The organism is Nocardioides asiaticus, from assembly GCF_040049175.1.
GTDB lineage: Bacteria > Actinomycetota > Actinomycetes > Propionibacteriales > Nocardioidaceae > Nocardioides > Nocardioides cheoyonin.
Genome location: NZ_JBDZDM010000005.1, coordinates 235,596 through 251,706, shown reverse-complemented (window position 1 = coordinate 251,706; position 16,111 = coordinate 235,596). Strand labels below are relative to the sequence as shown.

13 protein-coding genes are annotated in these 16,111 nt (G+C 70.8%); 3 read left to right on the top strand and 10 right to left on the bottom strand.

Annotated features, from left to right (window positions below; translation table 11 throughout):
• The first annotated feature begins 25 nt into the window (after positions 1-25).
• Positions 26-385 carry a VOC family protein gene (locus tag ABLE53_RS18750; RefSeq protein WP_348860657.1) on the top strand — a complete coding sequence of 120 codons (360 nt, stop codon included), beginning with the start codon at positions 26-28 and terminating at the stop codon, positions 383-385.
• Between the two features lie 145 nt (positions 386-530).
• On the opposite strand, the gene ABLE53_RS18745 is transcribed toward ABLE53_RS18750, so the two are convergent.
• The 3 genes from ABLE53_RS18745 to ABLE53_RS18735 form a co-directional block, all read right to left on the bottom strand.
• A complete protein-coding gene (locus ABLE53_RS18745; RefSeq protein WP_348860656.1) occupies positions 531-2,699 on the bottom strand; it encodes a 3-hydroxyacyl-CoA dehydrogenase NAD-binding domain-containing protein in 2,169 nt (722 codons plus the stop codon).
• 27 nt (positions 2,700-2,726) lie between these two features.
• A complete protein-coding gene (locus ABLE53_RS18740; protein ID WP_348860655.1) occupies positions 2,727-3,938 on the bottom strand; it encodes an acetyl-CoA C-acetyltransferase in 1,212 nt (403 codons plus the stop codon).
• Positions 3,939-4,005: 67 nt separating this feature from the next.
• Positions 4,006-4,638: a MerR family transcriptional regulator gene (locus ABLE53_RS18735; protein ID WP_348860654.1), complete on the bottom strand. Its 633-nt coding sequence runs from the start codon at positions 4,636-4,638 to the stop codon at positions 4,006-4,008.
• 108 nt (positions 4,639-4,746) lie between these two features.
• On the opposite strand from ABLE53_RS18735, the gene ABLE53_RS18730 reads away from it, so the two are divergent.
• Entirely contained in the window at positions 4,747-5,895 is a 1,149-nt protein-coding gene (locus ABLE53_RS18730; RefSeq protein ID WP_348860653.1) for an acyl-CoA dehydrogenase family protein, read from the top strand.
• Between the two features lie 3 nt (positions 5,896-5,898).
• Here the strand turns inward: ABLE53_RS18730 and ABLE53_RS18725 are convergent, their stop codons facing one another.
• The 7 genes from ABLE53_RS18725 to ABLE53_RS18695 form a co-directional block, all read right to left on the bottom strand.
• Positions 5,899-6,870 (bottom strand): phosphotriesterase family protein, encoded by a 972-nt coding sequence (locus ABLE53_RS18725; RefSeq protein ID WP_348860652.1) that lies wholly within the window; start codon positions 6,868-6,870, stop codon positions 5,899-5,901.
• A gap of 19 nt (positions 6,871-6,889) precedes the next feature.
• A complete protein-coding gene (locus ABLE53_RS18720) occupies positions 6,890-8,416 on the bottom strand; it encodes a long-chain-fatty-acid--CoA ligase (RefSeq protein WP_348860650.1) in 1,527 nt (508 codons plus the stop codon).
• A gap of 103 nt (positions 8,417-8,519) precedes the next feature.
• The gene (locus ABLE53_RS18715) at positions 8,520-9,188 is read right to left on the bottom strand and encodes a TetR/AcrR family transcriptional regulator (RefSeq protein ID WP_348860649.1); all 669 of its coding nucleotides are present in this window, start codon (positions 9,186-9,188) and stop codon (positions 8,520-8,522) included.
• A 69-nt stretch (positions 9,189-9,257) separates the two neighbouring features.
• The gene (locus ABLE53_RS18710; RefSeq protein ID WP_348860648.1) at positions 9,258-10,214 is read right to left on the bottom strand and encodes an AurF N-oxygenase family protein; all 957 of its coding nucleotides are present in this window, start codon (positions 10,212-10,214) and stop codon (positions 9,258-9,260) included.
• 57 nt (positions 10,215-10,271) lie between these two features.
• Positions 10,272-11,603 carry a DEAD/DEAH box helicase gene (locus ABLE53_RS18705; protein WP_348860647.1) on the bottom strand — a complete coding sequence of 444 codons (1,332 nt, stop codon included), beginning with the start codon at positions 11,601-11,603 and terminating at the stop codon, positions 10,272-10,274.
• Between the two features lie 190 nt (positions 11,604-11,793).
• Complete coding sequence (locus tag ABLE53_RS18700; protein ID WP_348860646.1) at positions 11,794-13,308, bottom strand: flavin-containing monooxygenase; 1,515 nt, start codon at positions 13,306-13,308, stop codon at positions 11,794-11,796.
• Positions 13,309-13,363: 55 nt separating this feature from the next.
• Complete coding sequence (locus ABLE53_RS18695) at positions 13,364-14,518, bottom strand: CaiB/BaiF CoA transferase family protein (RefSeq protein WP_348860645.1); 1,155 nt, start codon at positions 14,516-14,518, stop codon at positions 13,364-13,366.
• A gap of 153 nt (positions 14,519-14,671) precedes the next feature.
• On the opposite strand from ABLE53_RS18695, the gene ABLE53_RS18690 reads away from it, so the two are divergent.
• Positions 14,672-16,108 (top strand): glyceraldehyde-3-phosphate dehydrogenase, encoded by a 1,437-nt coding sequence (locus ABLE53_RS18690; RefSeq protein ID WP_348860644.1) that lies wholly within the window; start codon positions 14,672-14,674, stop codon positions 16,106-16,108.
• The last annotated feature ends 3 nt before the right edge of the window (positions 16,109-16,111 follow it).

Below are 16,111 nucleotides of genomic sequence, written 5' to 3'. Positions count from 1 at the left end.
CCGGAACCGCTCCTACGTTGTCGGTATGCCTATCGCACGCTTTCCCGCCTTCGTCATCGACTGCCCAGACCCCGCCGCCCTCGCCGGCTTCTACGGCGCCCTGCTCGACTGGGACGTGAAGGTGGACGACGACGGGGGCTGGGCCGACGCCCGCACCGACGACAACACCATTGGCTTCCAGAGGGTCGAGGACTACCGCGCGCCCGTCTGGCCCGGCCAGGACGTCCCGCAGCAGATGCACCTCGACGTCATGGTCGAGGACCTCGACGAGGCCGAGCAGCAGACCCTCGCCCTCGGCGCCACCAAGGCCGAGCACCAGCCCGGCACGTCGTTCCGGGTGTTCCTCGACCCGGCCGGCCACCCGTTCTGCCTCTGCCTGAGCTGAACCCTGGAGCGCGGGCTGCCTGCATGTTCGTCAAGGTATGCAGCCGAAGGCGCACTCCCCCAGCGGAGCTCCGCACGGGAAGTGATCACTTCCCTGCATACCTTGACGAACAGCCGTCGCCTGCCGAAGCGCCGATCCGCGGACGTCAGGCGGGGAAGGACCCGCCCTCGGCCGCGAGGTCGCGGAGGTACGACGTGGGCCGCAGCTGCTCGCCGTACTTGTCGGCCAGCTCGTCGGCCCGCTTGATGAACGCCGCGAGACCGACGGTGCCGTCGGCGGCCTCGTAGCCGGTCATGAACTGCGCGGCGCCGCCGGTGGCCGGCGGGAAGCCGATGCCGAAGATCGAGCCGATGTTGGCGTGGGCGGCCGAGGTGAGGACGCCCTCCTCGAAGCACCTCGCCGTCTCGATCGCCTCGCGGACCAGCATCCGCTCCTTCGCGTCCTCGAGCGGGATCTGCTCCTCAGCCACGGGGAACATCTCCGCCAGCCCGGCCCAGATGGAGCCGCGCCTGCCGTCGGCGTACTCGTAGAAGCCGGCGCCCTTGAGCTTGCCGGAGCGGCCGGCCTCGATCATCGGGTCCACGACCTGCTCGGTGACGGTGGGCTCCTCGATGCCGGCGGCCTCGCGGGTCGTCCTGGCGATCTTGTGCATCAGCTCGAGGTTGAGCTCGTCGGCGATCTGGAGCGGCCCGACCGGGTAGCCGGCCTGCGTGGCGGCGCGCTCGAGGGAGTACGGCGCCAGCCCCTCCTTCAGCATCGCCATGCCCTCCTCGATCTGCACGCCGATGACCCGCGAGGTGTAGAAGCCGCGGCTGTCGTGGACGACGATCGGCGTCTTCTTGATCTGCTGGACGACGTCGTACGCCCGGGCGAGGGCCTCATCGGAGGTCTCGGCGCCCCTGATGATCTCGACCAACGGCATCTTGTCGACCGGCGAGAAGAAGTGCAGGCCGATGAAGTCGCCCGGCCGGTCGATCCCCTTGGCGAGGTCGGTGATCGGCAGCGTCGAGGTGTTGGTGCACAGCAGCGCGTCGGGGTTGACGTGCGGCATGACCTCGGCGAACACCCTCTGCTTGAGCGCGACGTCCTCGAAGACCGCCTCGATCACCAGGTCGCAGCCGGCCAGGTCGGCCGGGTCCGCCGTGGCGGTGATCCGACCGAGGATCTCGTCGGCCAACTCCGGCGTGATCTTGCCGCGGGAGACGCCCTTCTCGTTGAGCCCTGCGGTGTAGGCCCTGCCCCGCTCGGCGTTCTCCTGGGCGACGTCCTTGAGGACGACCTCCATGCCTGCGCGGGCGCAGGAGTACGCGATCCCTGCGCCCATCATGCCGGCGCCGAGGACGCCGACCTTGGCTGCCCGGTAGGTGGGTACGCCGTCGGGCCGCAAGGTGCCGGCGTTGATGGCGTTCAAGTCGAAGAAGAACGCCTGGATCATGTTCTTCGACTGCTGCCCCGTCACCAGGTGGGTGAAGTAGCGCGACTCGATCCGGGTGGCGGTCTCGAAGTCGACCTGGGCGCCCTCGACGGCCGCGGCCAGGATCGCCTTCGGCGCCCGCATGTCGGACTGCTTGAGCTGCTTGCGCAGGATCGGCGGGAACGCCGGCAGGAACGCCGCGAGCTTCGGGCTCGTCGGGGTGCCGCCGGGCATCTTGTAGCCGGGCTTGTCCCAGGGCTGCTGGGTCTCCTCCGGGTTGGCCTTGACCCACGCCTTCGCGGCGGGGACCAGCTCCTCCGGGGTGGCGACGAGCTCGTCGACGAGGCCCTTCTCCTTGGCGGCGGCGGGCTTGAACCGGGTGCCCTGGCCGAGGATCTCCATGAGCGCGGTCATGATGCCGAACATCCGGACCGTGCGCGTCACGCCACCCCCGCCCGGGAGCAGGCCGAGGGTGACCTCGGGCAGGCCGATGTCGTACGTCGCGTCGAGCGCGATCCGGTGGTTGGTGGCCAGCGCGATCTCGAGGCCGCCGCCGAGCGCGGCGCCGTTGATCGCCGCCACGACCGGCTTCGGGAAGGTCTCGAGACGGCGCAGGGTCGCCTTGATCCCCTCGACCTCGGCGAAGACCGCGGGCGCGTCGGCCGGGGTCGCCTTGATCATCTTCTTCAGGTCGCCGCCGGCGAAGAACATCTTCTTCGCGCTCGTGACGACGACGCCGGTGATCTGCTCCTCCTCGGCGTAGAGCCGGTCCACGGCCGCCTTCATCGAGTCGGCGTAGAGCTCGTTCATCGTGTTGGCGCCCTGGGTGGGGTCGTCCAGGGTCAGGGTGACGATGCCGTCGGCGTCGATGTCGTACTGGACGGCGGTCTGGTCAGTCATCTCTTCAAGTGCCTTTCGGTGCGACGCTCAGACGAGCTCGACGATCGTGGCGATGCCCATGCCGCCGCCGATGCAGAGCGTGGCGAGGCCGCGACGCTTGCCCTGGCGCTGGAGCTCGTCGACGAGCGTGCCGAGGATGATGGCGCCGGTGGCGCCCAGCGGGTGGCCCATGGCGATCGCGCCGCCGTTGACGTTGGTGACCTCGGGGCCGATGCCCATGTCCTTCATGAAGCGCATCGCCACCGCGGCGAAGGCCTCGTTGATCTCCCACAGGTCGATGTCCTCGACGCCGAGGCCGGCCTTGGCGAGCGCCTTGCGCGCCGCCGGGGCCGGACCGGTCAGCATGATCGTCGGCTCGGAGCCGATCACCGCGGTGGAGACGATCTTCGCCTTCGGGGTGAGGCCGTAGTCCTTGCCCACCTGCTCGTTGCCGACGAGCACCAGCGCGGCGCCGTCGACGACGCCCGAGGAGTTGCCGGCGTGGTGGACGTGGTCGATCCTCTCGAGCCAGTGGTACTTCGCGAGCGCGACGTCGTCGAAGCCGGCGTCGCGGCCCTGGTCGGCGAACGACGGCCTGAGCCCGGCGAGCGACTCGACGGTGGTGCCGGGACGGATCAGCTCGTCGCGGTCGAGGACGACCTGGCCGTTCGCGTCGTAGACCGGGATGACGGCGTCCTTGAAGTAGCCGGCCTCCCACGCGGCGTGTGCGCGGGCGTGCGACTCGGCGGCGAGCCCGTCGACGTCGGTGCGGGTGAACCCCTCGAGCGTCGCGATCAGGTCGGCGCTGATGCCCTGGGGGACGAAGTCGGTCGCGAGGTTGGTCGCCGGGTCCATCGCCCAGGCGCCGCCGTCGCTGCTCATCGGGACCCGGCTCATCGACTCGACGCCGCCGGCGATGATGAGGTCCTCGAAGCCGCTGCGCACCCGGGCGGCGGCCTGGTTGACCGCCTCGAGGCCCGACGCGCAGAACCTGTTGAGCTGTACGCCGGCCACCGACTCGGGCAGGCCCGACACGAGCGACGCGGTGCGGGCGATGTCCATGCCCTGGTCACCGACGGGGGTCACGCAGCCGAGCACGACGTCGTCGATCCGACTGGTGTCCATGGTGGGGTTGCGCTTCTGCGCCTCGTCGAGGAGCCCGACGACGAGGTCGATCGGCTTCACCTCGTGCAGCGCCCCTGTCTTCTTGCCACGTCCGCGGGGCGTCCGGAGGTGGTCATAGATGAATGCCTCGGCCATGCCGACGATTGTGACACCGAAACTGTCACGGTCAACAGGGGGCTCCCCCGGACGGCGTACGACGGCGTCAGCGCGGACGCTGCAGCGAGCGGCTGATGACCTGGTTGGCGGCATCCTGGAAGCTCACCACGATCGCCTCGACGGTCAGCTCGCGCAGCCGCGGCAGCGCCTTCTCCAGCTCGGCCGCCTCCTCGCGGGTGTGGTGGGTGCGCTTGAAGGCGTCGACCACCTGCTCGCGCAGGATGCCGTTGAGCTCCTCCGCCAGCGCGGCCATGTGGCGCGAGGTCGCGGCGTACGCCGCCGCCAGGGCGTCGCGTGGCAGGCCCAGCGCGAGCAGCTCCCGCCCGATCCGGGCCTGGACGTCGTCGGGCGCCTCGGTGGTCCAGGAGGTGATCATCGCCCGCTGCATCGCGAGGTCCTCGACCGTCACGTCCTCCGGCAGCCGGGCGAGGTAGCGCTCGATCGCCTGCAGCGTGAAGCCGTGGTCCTGCAGCGCCCTGACCAGCTCGAGCCGGGCCCGGTGCTCGGGTCCGTAGTAGCCGACCCGGCCGCGCCTGATCGGCGGCGGGACGAGCCCGAGGCCGGCGTAGTAGCGCGTCGTACGCACCGACAGGCCGGTCGCGGCCGACAGCTCGTCGATGGTGAGCAGCTCGTCGGTCGCTCCCTCGTCCGGCAGCAGATCGGTGGCCTCCTCGCTCATGGTCCGCACGCTAGCATCCAAGGCCCTTGCCACTGTGCCAGTGTCGCTGTCACAGTGGCGCTGTCACCCATCACCGCCACTCCGTCGTACGCCGTCGAGGAGAGCCGCATGCCCGAGAGGCCGTCCATCTACGAGGCCGAGCACGAGGACTTCCGCGCCACCGCGCGCGCCTTCCTGGAGAAGGAGGTCGTCCCCTTCCACGACCAGTGGGAGAAGGACGGCCAGGTCGACCGCGCGGTGTGGGACAAGGCGGGCGGGGCCGGCCTGCTCTGCTTCGACGTCGCGGAGGAGTACGGCGGCCCCGGCATCGAGGACTTCCGCTTCAACGCGGTGCTCGCCGAGGAGATCATCCGGGTGGGCGCCAGCGGGCTCGGCTTCACGCTCCACAACGACATCGTGGTGCCCTACATCAGCCATCTCGGCACCGAGGAGCAGAAGCGCCGCTGGCTTCCGGGGCTGGTCACCGGCGAGCTGGTCTCGGCCATCGCGATGACCGAGCCCGGCGCCGGGTCCGACCTGCAGGGCGTGCGGACGACCGCGGTCGACAAGGGGGATCACTACGTCCTCAACGGGTCGAAGACGTTCATCACCAACGGCATCCTCTCCGACCTGGTCGTCGTGGTGTGCAAGACCAACCCGGAGGCCGGCGCCCACGGCGTCAGCCTGCTCGTGGTCGAGCGCGGGATGGAGGGGTTCAGCCGCGGCCGCAACCTCGACAAGATGGGGATGAAGGCGCAGGACACCGCGGAGCTCTTCTTCGACAACGTCGCGGTGCCGAAGGAGAACCTCCTCGGCGAGGAGAACGGCGGCTTCATCCACCTGATGACCGAGCTCCCCCGCGAGCGGGTCTCGGTCGCGACGCTCGCCGTCGCCGCCGTCGAGCACGTCCTCGACCTCTGTCTCGCCTACGCCAAGGAGCGCGAGGCGTTCGGCCGCCCGATCGGGAGGTTCCAGCACAACCGCTTCCTGCTCGCCGAGATGGCCACCGAGGCCCACATCGCCCGCCTCTTCGTCAACGACTGCATCCTCAGGCTCGACCGCGGCGAGGTCGACACCTCGCTCGCCTCGATGGCGAAGTGGTGGACCACCGAGCTGCAGAAGAAGGTCGTCGACCAGGGCGTTCAGCTCCACGGCGGCTACGGCTACATGAACGAGTACCCCATCGCCAAGGCGTACGTCGACAGCCGCATCCAGACCATCTACGGCGGCACCACCGAGATCCAGAAGGAGATCATCGGCCGGTCCCTCGGGGTCTGAGGCTCACTCGAAGTAGCGCCGGGGGTTCTCCACCAGGATCGTGGTCAGGTCCGCCTCGGTGAGGCCCTTGGCCAGCAGCGCGGGGACGACGTCCTCGCTGATGTGCCGGAAGTTCCACTTCGGCTGGATCTGCTCCTTGGCGACCGGGTCGAACCAGTCGATGAAGCAGGCGGCGTCGTGCGCGATGACCACCTTGTCGACGTACCCCCGCCTCACCAGCTCGACGATCGTGTCGACCCGCTGCTCGAAGGGCAGCAGCACGTCGAGCCCGAACCGGTCCATGCCGAGGAGCGAGCCGGCGTCGGCGAGCTTGGTCAGGTAGCCGATGTCGGTGGTGTCGCCGGAGTGGCCGATGACGACCTTCGTCAGGTCGACGCCCTCCTCCCGGAGCACCTGCTGGGCGATCAGGCCGCTCTCGTTCTGGACACACGTGTGCACCGTGATCGGCGCGCCGGTCCGCACGTGGGCCTGGCCGACGGCCCGCATGACCCGCTCGACGCCGGGCGTGAGCCCCTGGGACTCGATGGCGCACTTGAGGAACGCCGCGCGTACGCCGGTGTCGGCGATCCCCTCCGTCAGGTCCTTGACGAACATCTCGGTCAGCGGCTCGGGCACGTCGAAGAGCAGCCCCGGCCCCGTGTAGTGGAACTGGAAGGGGATCTCGTTGTAGGTGTAGAGCCCGGTCGCGGCGACGATGTTGAGGTCCACCCCGTCGCTCGTCAGCTGCTGCGCGATCCGCTGGATGCGCGGGATGTAGCGGCCGAGGCCGAGCACGGTCGGGTCGAGGATCGTGTCGATCCCGAGGCCCTTGAGCTCGGTGAGGTCGGCGACCGCCTTCGCGACCATCGCCTCCTCGTCCCAGTCCTCGTAGTTCTGGCGGTACTCCTCACCCACGACGAACACGTGCTCGTGCACGAGCACCTTGCCGAGGTCGGCGGAGTCGACCGGGCCGGAGACGGTCTGCACGTCGGTCATCGATGGCTCCTTCGGCAGGTCAGGCGGTCGTGGCGGTGCGGGCGGCGGGCCGCGGCGCGAGGCCGCTCCGGTCGATCTGGCGCTTGAGGATCTTGCCGGTCGACCCCTTCGGGAGCGCGTCGACGAACTGGTAGAGCCGCGGCACCTTGTAGGCCGAGAGTCGCTCCTTCGTCCACGCCTTCAGGTCGTCGCCGGTCGCCGTCGACCCGGGCGCGAGGACGACGACGGCGGCGATCTCCTCGCCGTAGTGCGTGTCGGGTACGCCGACCACGGCCGCCTCGACCACGTCGGGGTGCTCGTAGAGCACCTCCTCGACCTCGCGCGGGTAGACGTTGTAGCCCCCGCGGATGATCAGGTCCTTCACCCGGTCGACGATGCTGAGGTAGCCGTCCTCGTCGAGGGTCCCGAGGTCGCCGGTGCGCAGCCAGCCGTCCTTCAGGTCGGCGGCGGTGGCGTCGGGCCGGTTCCAGTAGCCCTTCATCACCGTCGGCCCCTTGATGAACACCTCGCCGACCTCGCCGGTCGGCACCGGCCTGCCGTCGGCGTCGCGGATCTCGATCGACGTGCCGGGCAGCGCCGGTCCGACGGTGCCGGGCTTGGCCGGCTTGTGCAGGTCGTTGAAGCTGGTCGCGCCGCAGGTCTCGGTGAGGCCGTAGCCCTCGAGGATGGCGCAGTCGAACCGCTCCTGGAACGCCCGCATCACCTCGACCGGCATCGACGCGCCGCCCGAGGACGCCATCCGAAGCGCGGCGAAGTCCTCGGGCCCGTAGCCGGGCACGTGGAGCATGGCGTTCCACATCGTGGGTACGCCGGAGACCGTCGTCAGCTGCTCGCGCTTGATCATCTCGATCATGTCGACCGGGTGGAACGGCGAGATGATCCCGAAGCTCGCCCCGTTGACCAGCGTGGTGTTCATGCACACGCACTGACCGAAGACGTGGAACAGCGGCAGCCCGGTCCCGAACCTGTCGTCCGGGGTGATGTCGAGGACCGGCACGAACGACGCGGTCGTGTCGACGAGGTTGGCGGCGGTGAGCTCGGCGCCCTTCGGCCGCCCGGTGGTCCCCGAGGTGTAGAGGATGACGGCGGTGTCGAGCGGCTCGTGGTCGTAGACGTCGTACGACGGCGCGCCGTCCGGCGCCCCCTCGAGGCCGCCGCCCGGTGTGAGCCGCCAGAACGGGATCCCGCGCTCGCCCGCGGCTGCCTCCGCGGCGGCCGCGCAGTCCTGCCAGGCGATCACGAGCGAGACGTCAGCGTCGTCGAGGGCGTAGCCGACCTCGGTGGGCGTCGACATCGTGTTCATCGTGACGACGGTGACCCCGGCGGCGTGCAGCCCGTAGTAGGTCTTCGGGAACTCCGGGACGCTCGGCGCGACGAGCACGACCCGGTCGAGGGGCGCCAGGCCGGCCCGGCGCACCGCGCCGGCGGCGTACGCGTTGGCGTCTCTCAGCTCCCGGTAGCTGACCCTCTCGGTGGGCGACATGACCGCCACCCGCTCCGGATCGCTGTCGGCGTGCCTCCACACCAGCGATGCCACGTTGACCATCCGTCACCCTCCTCGGATCCCGCCGCGTCGCGGCGCCCTCGTGTGACCTACGTCTCACGTTCGGAGCGAACGTAGCAGCGATCCGGTCGTCGCGGGGCCGGCGTCAGGAGAGAAGCTCGTCCAGCGGACGGTCGGGGTCGAGGGAGAGGCCGTAGGCGCGCCCGCGCGCCTCGAGCAGCGCCCAGACCGACTCGGTGAGGAGGTCGACCATCGCGTCGGCGTCGGGATACTTCTCGCCGAGGTGGACCCAGCGGCGCACGGTGCTGAAGACCATCCCGACCAACCCGAAGACGAGCGGGTCGGCCGAGGCCCTGTCGGCCTCGCTCACGTCGGCGCCGAGGAGCTGGAAGGCCGCCACGATCACCTCCGAGATCCGGGCGGCGACCATCTCGAGACCACGCTGAAGCGGGCCGTTGCCGTCGGAGGCGACGTCGTAGTCGGCGAGCCGGTGCAGCCGAGGGTGCTCGACCGACCAGGTGACGTAGACCCTGATGGCACGCTCGATCGTCTCGCGGACGGTGCCACGCAGCTCCACGGCGGGCAGCAGCTGCGCCCACAGCCCCTCGAGCACGTGGATCTGGACGGCCACGTCGAGCTCGCGGCGGTCGGCGAAGTGGCGGTAGACGACCGAGCGGGACAGGCCGGCCTGCTCGCCGATCGCCTGCAGCGTCACGTCCGGGCCCTCGGCCTCGATCAGCTCGATGGCGGCCTGGACGATGCGCCTGCGGCGAGCGTCGTTGTGCTGTTGCCAGCGCCGAGCCCGTCCGTCCATGGGGCGGAGCCTAGTGGCTCCGCCCCATCCCCCTCGGAGGACAGCTCCCTCGGGTTGCTCCCTCGTGGCTCAGGTCGCAGCGCTGGCAGGCTCGGCCCGGAACCGGGCGGGCCGACCATCGATGCCGAGCGCCTTCCAGATCAGCCGCGGGACGCGGCCGCGGAGGCCGAGGTCGTCGGCCAGCATGCGTACGTCGGAGAACAGGTCGCGCAGCGCCTTCTGCGACTCGGGGCGGTCCCACCACAGCTCCCTGGCGACCTCGTCGGGGATCCCCATCTCGTCCTGCGCCGTCCGTGACGGCTTGATGATCGCGTCGCAGCCGAGCCTGAGGATCACCGGGAACATCAGGCCGAGGACGGTCTTGCGGACCGGGTCGAGATGCGGCACGTGCTCGGTGAGGTAGGTGTGCGCGAACCCGATGTGGCGGGCCTCCTCGGCCACATGGATCTGCATCACCCGCCGCATGAGCGGGTGGCCCTGCTTCTCGTGGCGCAGGACGTCCTTCTGCAGGTGGTCGATCGGCTCCTCGCCCGCGAGCACCACGAGGAAGAACAGCTCCGGGAAGAGGCGGGCGACCGTCGCGATGAGCGGGATCGTCGTCGTCAGCCAGCCGGGAGCGCCGGCCGCGTCCGGGCAGACCCGATTGACGAACTCCTGGAACATCTGGTTGTGGTTCGTCTCCTCCGTCGCCTCATGGGTGGCGTAGCGGAACTCGGGGTCGCCGTTGTCGGCGCCGAGCAGGTAGAACATCAGGCCGCTGATCAGCAGCTGCTCGAAGTGGATGCCGGTCTTGGACAGCTGGGCCGAGCGGTACATCCCGATGACGATCTGGCGCTGGCGCGGCAGCGACTGGTACCACGAGTGACCGCCGATCGGGTCGGCGCTGCTGAGGATCCAGCGGTCGTCGTCGGCGATCACGGCGAGCTCCGGGCTGTCCCAGTCGATGTCCTTGAACGGCTCGAAGCGGACCTCGACCGACGCGGTGCTCAGAGTCCGGAGCGTGTCGGCGTAGCCCTGGGTGACCATGGGGCCAAGTTAATGGGACCCATGTCCCGGGATCAAGGGTCGCGCCGGAACCGGCGACTACTTCGCGGCAGGCCGCCTGCGCCGGCGCGAGCGCGAGCCGGGGCGACCGCCTCGACGACCACCGCCGGACGCGGCGCCACCCGACGCGGCGCCGCTGCCGCCCTGCCGGGCGGGACGCCCGCCCGCCGCACCGGCGGCGGGCTCCGGCGAGAACGCACCGGGCCGCGTGCGTACGCCGGGGGCGAGCTGCGCGAGAACGGGGTGGCCGACGCCGTCGACCCGGGTGACCGTCGGCTTGATCCCGGCCTCGCGGGTGAGGGCGCGGACGTCCTTCACCTGCTCGTCGGTCATCAGCGTGACGACCGTCCCCGAGGCACCGGCCCTCGCCGTACGGCCGCTGCGGTGGAGGTAGGCCTTGTGCTCGGCCGGCGGGTCGGCGTGGACGACGAGCGCGACGTCGTCGACGTGGATCCCCCGGGCGGCGAGGTCGGTCGCGACGAGCGTGGTGGCGTCGCCGGACCGGAACGCCTCCATCGCGCGCAGCCGGGCGCCCTGGGAGAGGTTGCCGTGCAGCTCGACGGCCGGGACGCTGTTGCGATTGAGCTGGCGGGCAAGGCCCTTGGCGCCGTGCTTGGTGCGGGTGAAGACGACGGTGCGACCCGGCGCCGATGCGAGGTCGACCAGGACCGGAAGCCGGTGCTCGCGGGTGGCCAGGTGGATCACGTGGTGGTCCATCGTGGCCACGGGCGACTGTGCGCTGTCGGCCTCGTGGACGGCCTGGTCGTGGAGGTAGCGGCGCACGAGGACGTCGACGCCGCGGTCGAGGGTGGCGCTGAACAGCAGGCGCTGGCCGTCGCGCGGCGTGGTGTCGAGCAGCCGGCGTACGGCGGGCAGGAAGCCGAGGTCGGCCATGTGGTCGGCCTCGTCGAGGACGGTGAGCTCGACGGCGCCGAGGTCGGCGTGGCGCTGGGCGATGAGGTCCTCGAGCCGGCCGGGGCAGGCGAGCACGATGTCGGCGCCCTTGCGCAGGCCGGCGACCTGCGGACCCTGGCCCACGCCGCCGAAGACCGTCTGGACGCTCAGACCGACGGCCCTGGCCAGCGGGTCGAGCGAGTCCTTGATCTGACCGACGAGCTCGCGGGTCGGGGCCAGGACGAGGGCACGCGGCCGACCCGGTCGCGCCGGCCGCCCGCCGGAGAGGCGGGCCACGAGCGGCAGCAGGAAGGCGTAGGTCTTGCCGGAGCCGGTGCGGCCGCGGCCGAGGACGTCTCGGCCGGCGAGGCTGTCCGGCAGCGTCGCGGCCTGGATCGGGGTGGGGGTGGTGATGCCGCGGCTCTCGAGCACGCGGGCAAGCTCGGCGGGCACGCCGAGTTCGACGAAGGAAGACAAGGGGAATCCACTCAGGGGCGAGGCGTCTCGCCACGACCGCCCGGGAGGGCGGAGCCGGGGATCCGGCCTCAGCAGGCCGAGGCCCGCGAAAGTCACGGCCCGAGGCAAGACTGGGCGGACCGTGCCCCTCACCCTACCGGCTCCGGTGGCCCCGCGACGATTCGGCGAGCCGCCCTCGGCGTCGGCCGGGTCAGCTGAAGGTCAGCGTGCCGTCGTCGATCTCCCCGCTCATGACGCGCAGGTCGACGAGGTAGTTCTGCCTCAGCCGCCACGGCGGGCGATCGCCCTGCTTGGGCATCCGGTCGAGCGCCCGCTGGATGTAGCCGGAGGTGAGGTCCATGAACGGTCGCTCCGCGACGGTCGGGTCGCGCTCGACCACCACCTCGGCGTACCCCTTCTCGTCCATCAGCCTCAGCAGGCGGCAGACGAAGTCGCTGACCAGGTCGGCCTTGAGCGTCCACGAGGCGTTGGTGTAGCCGATCGTGTAGGCGAAGTTCGGGACGCCGGACAGCATCAGGGCCTTGTAGGACATCGTCTCGTTGACGGCGACCGGAGTGCCGTCGACGGTGAGGTCGATGCCGCCGAAGAGCCTGACCGACAGGCCGGTGGCGGAGACGACGATGTCGGCCTCGAGGGTCTCGCCGGACTCGAGCTCGATCCCCTTGGCGGTGAACGTCTTGATCCGGTCGGTGACGACGCTCGCCTTCCCCTCCCGGATCGCCTGGAAGAGGTCGCCGTCGGGGACGACGCAGAGCCGCTGGTCCCAGGGGTCGTACGCCGGCGTGAAGTGCTGCTCGACGTAGCGCTCGGCCTCCTCGGGCGTCAGGCCCGGCCCGCCGTCGCGCGCGGTGAGCTGCTTGATCGCACCCTCGCGGACCATCTTCTTGATGGCGGCGGGTCGCTTGCGGGAGAGCTGGTAGGAGCCGATCAGCATCAGGATGTTGGCCCAGCGGACCGCCTCGAAGCCGGCCCTCTCCCGGAGGCGCTTGAGCGGCCCGAGGCCCGGCAGCCGGCCGAGCGCGCCGGAGAGTCCGCGGGCCAGCGGGTCGCGGCCCGGGCGGGCCAGGATGTAGGTCGGCGAGCGCTGCAGCATCGTGATGTGCTCCACCTCGTCGGCCATCGCCGGCACGAGCGTCACGGCCGTCGCGCCCGAGCCGATGACGACGACCTTCTTGCCTGCGTAGTCGAGGTCCTCCGGCCAGTGCTGGGGGTGGACGAAGGTGCCCTCGTAGTCGCCGAGGCCGGGGAACTCCGGCTGGTGGCCCCGGTCGTAGTCGTAGTAGCCGGCGCAGTTCCACAGGAAGGCGGCGGTGAAGGTGCGGGGGCCGTCGGCCGTGTCGGCCGTGACCGTCCACCGCTTGGCCGCGCTGTCCCAGCTCGCCGCCGTCACGGTGTGGCCGTAGCGGATCAGCTCGTCGACGGCGTACTCCTTCGACACCGTGCGGAGGTAGTCGAGGATCATGTGGCCGTCGGCGAGCGACCGGTCGCTCGGCCAGGGGTGCCACTTGTAGCCGAAGGTGAACATGTCGGAGTCCGAGCGGATCCCCGGGTAGCGGAACAGGTCCCAGGTGCCGCCGCTGGCAGCGCGCGACTCCAGCACCGCGACGCGCTTGTCCGGGAGGTCCCGGCGCAGCTGCGCGGCCGCGCCGATCCCGGACAGTCCGGCTCCGACGATGAGGACGTCGACGTGGTCGGTGGTCGTCATGGGCCCAAACTACCGACGGGTAAGGTTCCTGGGAACCGTGTCTCGGGAACTTGCATCAGGCCTGCACCGCCGCCCCGCCGTCGAGGAGCACGTCGACGTCGTCGATGCCCCAGGCCAGCAGCGCCTCCCGGGTGTCGGCGCCCGGCTTCGCGGCGGGCGGGGTGGTCAGGCCGGGCTCGGTGCGGCTGAACCGGGGCGCCGGCGCGGGCTGGGTGACGCCGTCGCGCTCGACCAGCGTCCCGCGGGCGGCGAGGTGGGGGTGCGCCTTCGCCTCGGTCGGCGTGAGCACCGGCGCGAGACAGGCGTCGGTGCCCTCGGCGAGCTCGGCCCACTCGGCCATCGTCCGGGTGGCGATGGCCTTCGCGAAGAGGGCACGCATCTCGTCGTACCGCTCGATCTCGTGCTGGGCCGGGCAGCGGTCCTCGACCCCGAGCAGCCTCACCAGCGCCGCGAAGAACTGCGGCTCGAGCGCGCCGACGGCGACGTGGCGGCCGTCCTCGGTCTCGTACAGGTCGTAGTACGGCGCGCCCCCGTCCAGCAGGTTGGTGGCGCGGCGCTCGGAGAAGAGCCCGCCCGCGGCCATGCCGAAGAGCATCGTGGCGAGGTGGCTGGTGCCGTCGACGATGCTGGCGTCGACGACCTGGCCGGTGCCGCTCGCCCGCGCCTCGAGGAGGGCGGCGAGCAGGCCGATGACGAGGTAGGTGGAGCCGCCGCCGAAGTCACCGGCCAGGTTGACCGGGAAGTGGGGACGCGCCGGGTCCTGGCCGAGGCCGTGGAGGACGCCGGTGGTGGCGATGTAGGTCAGGTCGTGGCCGGCGGCGTGGGCGAGCGGTCCGTCCTGGCCCCAGCCGGTCATCCGGCCGTAGACCAGCCGCGGGTTGCGCTCCAGGCAGACCTCGGGACCGACTCCGAGCCGCTCGGCGACGCCCGGGCGCATCCCCTCGACCAGGAGGTCGGCGGACCCGACCAGCCGGAGCACGGTCTCGACCGCCGCCGGCTGCTTGAGGTCGAGCGCGACCGATGGGCGGCCGCGGGTGAGCAGGTCATGGGCGCCGCCGCCGAGCAGCTGGCCGCCGGGGCGGTCGATCCTGATCACGTCGGCGCCGAGGTCGGCGAGGATCGTGCAGGCGTGCGGGCCGGGTCCGATCCCGGCCAGCTCGACCACCTTCACCCCGCGCAGCGGCCCGGTCCCGACTCCCAGCATGACCATGTGCCCGATCATGGCACCCGGCTCAGCGCGTACGGCCCGCGGTCCGTGACGCGGGCCACGTCGGACGGGGCGTTGGAACGTTCAAGGTGGCCGTCGGAGGTCGGGAAACCTAGCATCAGATCGACGTCGAGATATTAGAAGGACTAAAGAATCGTGACGCAGAGCGACCCGTTCACCCGCTGGCAGGCCCGCGAGAGGGACGCGGAGGAGATGATCCCGCTCATCGGCCGCCTCCACCGCGACAAGGGGGTCACGATCACGGTCCACTCCAAGACCCTCGTCAACAAGTCGGTCGTCTCGATCCTCAAGGCACACCGGGCCGCTCGCCAGGTCGAGGGCGAGGAGCTCTCGGTCGCCGATACCCTGCCGGTCCTCCGGGCGGTCGTCGCCGCCGACCCCGGCCCGAGCCGGGTCGACATCGGCATGCTCCTCGTCGGCCACCGTGCCGACACCCGCGGCCTCCCCCTCGAGGCGTACGTCGCCGAGCAGCTCGCCCCCGTCCTCGGGGACAACAAGCCGGAGCCGTCCGGCCCGCGCGACGTGGTGCTCTACGGGTTCGGCCGCATCGGCCGGCTCGTCGCCCGGCTGCTCATCGAGAAGGCGGAGGCCAACTCCGGCCTGCGGCTCCGGGCCGTCGTCGTACGCAAGGGCGGGGACAACGACGTCACCAAGCGCGCCTCCCTGCTGCGCCGCGACTCGATCCACGGCGCCTTCCAGGGATCCATCGTGGTCGACGAGCAGAACAGCTCGATCATCGCCAACGGCAACGAGATCAAGTTCATCTACGCCAACTCCCCCGACGAGGTCGACTATCGGCTGTACGGCATCGACGACGCCATCCTGATCGACAACACCGGCAAGTGGCGGGACCGGGCCGGCCTCTCCCAGCACCTGCGCCCGGGCATCGCCAAGGTCGTCCTCACCGCGCCCGGCAAGGGCGACGTGCCGAACATCGTCCACGGCGTCAACCAGGGCTCCGTCGATCCCGAGGAGCGGATCCTGTCCTGCGCCTCGTGCACGACGAACGCGATCGTCCCGCCGATCAAGGCGATGCAGGACGAGTTCGGGATCGTCTCCGGCCACGTCGAGACGGTCCACTCGTTCACCAACGACCAGAACCTCGCCGACAACTACCACAAGGCCGACCGTCGCGGCCGGGCCGCGACCCTCAACATGGTCATCACCGAGACCGGTGCCGCGGCCGCGATCAAGAAGGCGCTGCCGGGCCTCGAGGCCCACATCTCCGGCAACGCGATCCGCGTCCCCACGCCTGACGTCTCCATCGCCGTGCTCAACCTGCGGCTGGCGCGGGAGACCACGAAGGAGGAGGTGCTCGCCCACCTGCGCGAGGTCTCGCTCCGTGGCCCGCTCAAGCGGGCGATCGACTTCACCACGGCCAAGGACGCCGTCTCCACCGACTTCGTCGGCTCCCGCTCCGCCGTGACCGTCGACGGCAACGCCGCCATCGTCAACGGCGACAACGCGATCCTCTACCTCTGGTACGACAACGAGTTCGGCTACTCCACCCAGGTCGTCCGCGTCGTCCAGTCCGTCTCCGGCACCGAGGTGCCCGCGCTGCCCGCCGTCTGAGCC

Coding starts and splice junctions, on each gene's coding strand:
- ABLE53_RS18720 (WP_348860650.1), bottom strand. CDS start 8,416: ATGGTCAACGTGGCATCGCTGGTGTGGAGGCACGCCGACAGCGATCCG.
- ABLE53_RS18730 (WP_348860653.1), top strand. CDS start 4,747: ATGCCCGAGAGGCCGTCCATCTACGAGGCCGAGCACGAGGACTTCCGC.
- ABLE53_RS18735 (WP_348860654.1), bottom strand. CDS start 4,638: ATGAGCGAGGAGGCCACCGATCTGCTGCCGGACGAGGGAGCGACCGAC.
- ABLE53_RS18750 (WP_348860657.1), top strand. CDS start 26: ATGCCTATCGCACGCTTTCCCGCCTTCGTCATCGACTGCCCAGACCCC.
- ABLE53_RS18710 (WP_348860648.1), bottom strand. CDS start 10,214: ATGGTCACCCAGGGCTACGCCGACACGCTCCGGACTCTGAGCACCGCG.
- ABLE53_RS18745 (WP_348860656.1), bottom strand. CDS start 2,699: ATGACTGACCAGACCGCCGTCCAGTACGACATCGACGCCGACGGCATC.
- ABLE53_RS18695 (WP_348860645.1), bottom strand. CDS start 14,518: ATGGTCATGCTGGGAGTCGGGACCGGGCCGCTGCGCGGGGTGAAGGTG.
- ABLE53_RS18725 (WP_348860652.1), bottom strand. CDS start 6,870: ATGACCGACGTGCAGACCGTCTCCGGCCCGGTCGACTCCGCCGACCTC.
- ABLE53_RS18740 (WP_348860655.1), bottom strand. CDS start 3,938: ATGGCCGAGGCATTCATCTATGACCACCTCCGGACGCCCCGCGGACGT.
- ABLE53_RS18700 (WP_348860646.1), bottom strand. CDS start 13,308: ATGACGACCACCGACCACGTCGACGTCCTCATCGTCGGAGCCGGACTG.
- ABLE53_RS18715 (WP_348860649.1), bottom strand. CDS start 9,188: ATGGACGGACGGGCTCGGCGCTGGCAACAGCACAACGACGCTCGCCGC.